Here is a 3,087-nt window from a genome sequence, read left to right on the forward strand (position 1 = left end):
TGAAAGGTAAATCAGCGATACGGATATTCAGGGAATATCTGCAGGTCAAAAGGAATTTTACAGGTCGACATTTTTGGGCGCGAGGCTATTGTGTCAGTACAGTTGGCTTAGATGAGCAGAAGAGAAGCGCCAAGAGCAGTTAAGGTTGGCGGGACTCTGACAATAGCCCCTCTGGGGGCTTTCATCATACTACCCGCTCTGCTGGTAGTATTTGATTTAGCGCTTATACCCCTAAACTCCTAAACTCATTAACTCACCAATGATTCGACATACTCGCTCATAAGCTCTTTGATGGTCTTGCCCTGCTGAGCGGCGTAGATTTTCAGTTTGGTGTGCTGATCTGCCGGAAGCTGGAAATTTACGCGCTTCATTTCGACTTCATCGGATAGGCTCGCCAAGGTGGCGGCCTTGTTGCTGCGGGTGCTCGGGCGACCTGCTGAAAGTGTGTTGCTGCTTTTGCTCATAGCTTCATTTCCTCACTTACTCATTTATCAGCATTTGCTTAATTTCGGTAGCCAGGGCGCGAACCTCTGCCGCTGCGTCGCCGTTAGGCTCCGATTCAAGAACGGTAGTGCCTGCGGCGGCTGTGCCTGGGTAGCTCACGCGCTGAGTAATCCGAGCATCCAGCACCGGCAGTTCATACCCTGCCAAAGCTTCGGTAACTTCCCCACCAATGCGGGTACCCTTGATGGCCCGCGATACGACAAAGGCCGCTTGCAGACGTCCGTCTGTGACCTCGATGCGCTGTTTAACCAGGTCTACCAGTTCCGCCGTAGCCCAAATGTCATAGGGAGACGGCTGCACCGGGATTAGTACCAGGTCAGCGACTTTGATCGCAGACACAGCTAGATCGGCAGCCTGGGGCGCACCATCAATCACCACAAATTCGACCTTGCGGGCGATGTTCTTCACGTCACGGTCAATCGTTGGACGGTCGATACCGACAACCGTTAGCGGGTGATCTTCTCGCACTGCGGCCCAATCTCGGGCGCTCCCCTGCGGGTCTGAGTCAACTAGCAGAACGTCCGAGCCGTCGAGCTGGAGTTCTCGGGCTAGGTGCGTGGCAATGGTTGTTTTGCCTGAACCGCCTTTCTGGTTCAGGACGGCTATTACCTTCATAACCACTCCTTCATAGGTGTATAACTTCAAATACTTATTGCATGATAACCAAAAAAACTCAAATAAGTAAAGGTGTATTATTGTTTTTTATCACGTTTCCGTCGGGCCAGCTCGGCCCGTGCCTCCGGGGTCAGTCGACACACGGAAGGGCCGGTGTCCTGGTTCTTCTGTTCCTGGTCGCGCATGGTGTCAGCTCCTGTTTGTTGAAAGCCCGGTATAGGGTCGAGCGATGCACACCCAGCAGGGCCGCCGCTTCCTTCACGGTGCGGCCTTCCTGGTCAACGAGGGCGCGAGCGTGGGCGATCTGCTCCGGGGTGAGGGTAGGGGGCGGGCCGAACTTCACGCCCTTGGCCTTGGCCGCCTGGCGTCCACTCCTGGTGCGGTCGATGATGAGCGACCGTTCAAACTCGGCAATGCCCGCGAACACGGTTAGCACCATGCGCCCGGCGGGGCTGGTCGTGTCGGCCCAGGGTTCTGCCAGGCTGCGAAGGCCCGCGCCTGCCGCCTGTATCTGCTCGGCTATGTCGAGCAAATCGCGGGTGCTACGGGCCAAACGGTCGAGCCGCGTCACGGTTACAACGTCACCTGATCGCAGGTGATCCAGTAAGCGGGCCAGCTCGGGGCGGTCGCGGCGTGTGCCGGTGATCTTCTCGGCAAAGAGCCGAGAGCACCCAGCGGCGGTCAGCTCGGCCCGTTGGTTCGCTAGTTCCTGGTCGTCGGTACTGACCCGGGCATAGCCCAGCAACAGGCCGCCGGTCATCAGGTCGAGGGTGCCGGGGTCGTGTTCGTGTCTCATGGTGTTATGTCTCCGGTTATGGTCGTTGGTTTGCTCTATTATGCGACTAAAACCAGAAACGCGCGAACACCAGGAAACACGGGGGTGGTTCAGGGCGGGGGAAGTGTCGCGCAAGTTAGGACTTACGCGACGGCGTGTAATAGACGGGAAACAACGAAAGTGCTACATTGTACTTAGTTTATAACACATGAGGACACTGCCATGAGTGAAGCAATCTTCACCTTCCGGGTCGATGATGCTTTGAAAAGCCAGTTTTCCCAAGCCGCAAAATCCCGCGACCGTAGCGGGGCGCAGCTCCTTCGGGAGTTCATGCGGGAGTTCGTACAGCAACAGCAAGAAGCCGCAGAGCATGGCGCCTGGTTCCGCCACCAAGTTCAAGTTGGTATGGATTCCGCTAATTCTGGCAACTTGGTGCCAGCTGCTGAGGTAGAAGCCAAATTTGCAGCCCGTCGGGCAGCAACACGCCGTCGGCTTGACCCTCCAGAATGATGGAATTGTTTTGGACACCAGAGGCGATACAAGACCGTGACGATATTTATGATTACATCGAAGCCGATAACCCCGCCGCCGCCTTGGCGCTAGATGAGCTGTTGTCAGAAAAGGCTTCGCGCCTGGTCAATCATCCTAACCTTGGACGGCTTGGCAGCGTGACTGACACCCGCGAGCTGGTCGCGCATCAAAACTATGTTCTAGTCTATGACGTGGCAGGGGATCAGGTTCGCGTGCTGCGAGTCTTGCACGCAGCTCAACAGTGGCAGCCGACCCGTACCTGATAAAAATCCGTCGTTTGTGAAACGGTTTGAGAACTTATGATTTACAGGGTAATTAAAACTTGGTAAACCACCGCCTCTGGCGGTGAGACACGAAAAGGCTCTGCCATACCGGCGTGCGGAGTAAGAAAATGGCCTCCTTTGAACCGGCAAGTTCTATAGGAGGCCATTATGAGAGACTGGCAAAGCCAAGCTCACGTGAAGCATTATTGCAAATACCATGTAGTGTTTGTTCCGAAGTATCGAAGGAAATCGATTTACGGAACGCTGAGGAAAGAAATAGGAGGGATATTGAGGGAGTTGTGTCGTCAGCAGGGTGTTGAATTGATAGAGGGTTACGCTATGCGTGATTACATTCACATGCTGTTGATGATTCCCCCCAAATACAGTGTGGCAAACACC

General features: G+C 55.0%; 6 protein-coding genes and 1 pseudogene. 4 read left to right on the forward strand and 3 right to left on the reverse strand.

Features of this window, described 5'->3' with window-relative positions:
* Nucleotides 1-116 (forward strand): annotated as a pseudogene (locus tag ACOCD2_RS15205) (transposase); the annotation flags it as partial.
* 132 nt (nucleotides 117-248) lie between these two features.
* On the opposite strand, the gene ACOCD2_RS15210 reads toward ACOCD2_RS15205, so the two are convergent.
* From ACOCD2_RS15210 to ACOCD2_RS15220, 3 genes are all read right to left on the reverse strand, one after another.
* Nucleotides 249-464 (reverse strand): chromosome partitioning protein ParB, encoded by a 216-nt coding sequence (locus tag ACOCD2_RS15210; RefSeq protein ID WP_293674805.1) that lies wholly within the window; start codon nucleotides 462-464, stop codon nucleotides 249-251.
* Nucleotides 465-480: 16 nt separating this feature from the next.
* Nucleotides 481-1,119: a ParA family partition ATPase gene (gene parA / locus ACOCD2_RS15215; protein WP_419582832.1), complete on the reverse strand. Its 639-nt coding sequence runs from the start codon at nucleotides 1,117-1,119 to the stop codon at nucleotides 481-483.
* Between the two features lie 130 nt (nucleotides 1,120-1,249).
* Entirely contained in the window at nucleotides 1,250-1,915 is a 666-nt protein-coding gene (locus ACOCD2_RS15220; RefSeq protein WP_293674807.1) for a recombinase family protein, read from the reverse strand.
* 201 nt (nucleotides 1,916-2,116) lie between these two features.
* Here ACOCD2_RS15220 and ACOCD2_RS15225 point away from each other — a divergent pair, with 201 nt between their 5' ends.
* The 3 genes from ACOCD2_RS15225 to tnpA form a co-directional block, all read left to right on the forward strand.
* Complete coding sequence (locus tag ACOCD2_RS15225; RefSeq protein ID WP_293674808.1) at nucleotides 2,117-2,404, forward strand: CopG family ribbon-helix-helix protein; 288 nt, start codon at nucleotides 2,117-2,119, stop codon at nucleotides 2,402-2,404.
* The gene (locus ACOCD2_RS15230) at nucleotides 2,404-2,688 is read left to right on the forward strand and encodes a type II toxin-antitoxin system RelE/ParE family toxin (RefSeq protein ID WP_293674811.1); all 285 of its coding nucleotides are present in this window, start codon (nucleotides 2,404-2,406) and stop codon (nucleotides 2,686-2,688) included. Before ACOCD2_RS15225 ends, ACOCD2_RS15230 begins: the two co-directional genes overlap by 1 nt.
* 168 nt (nucleotides 2,689-2,856) lie before the next feature.
* On the forward strand, nucleotides 2,857-3,087 hold a 231-nt coding region (gene tnpA / locus ACOCD2_RS15235), incomplete at its 3' end, for an IS200/IS605 family transposase (RefSeq protein ID WP_293674809.1).

Source organism: Thiolapillus sp., from assembly GCF_048562965.1.
GTDB classification, from domain to species: Bacteria; Pseudomonadota; Gammaproteobacteria; order Chromatiales; family Chromatiaceae; genus Thiolapillus; species Thiolapillus brandeum_A.

Bases quoted from the DNA above. Each gene is read 5' to 3' on its own strand.
- parA (WP_419582832.1), bottom strand. From the start codon at position 1,119: ATGAAGGTAATAGCCGTCCTGAACCAGAAAGGCGGTTCAGGCAAAACA.
- ACOCD2_RS15210 (WP_293674805.1), bottom strand. From the start codon at position 464: ATGAGCAAAAGCAGCAACACACTTTCAGCAGGTCGCCCGAGCACCCGC.
- ACOCD2_RS15230 (WP_293674811.1), top strand. From the start codon at position 2,404: ATGGAATTGTTTTGGACACCAGAGGCGATACAAGACCGTGACGATATT.
- ACOCD2_RS15220 (WP_293674807.1), bottom strand. From the start codon at position 1,915: ATGAGACACGAACACGACCCCGGCACCCTCGACCTGATGACCGGCGGC.
- ACOCD2_RS15225 (WP_293674808.1), top strand. From the start codon at position 2,117: ATGAGTGAAGCAATCTTCACCTTCCGGGTCGATGATGCTTTGAAAAGC.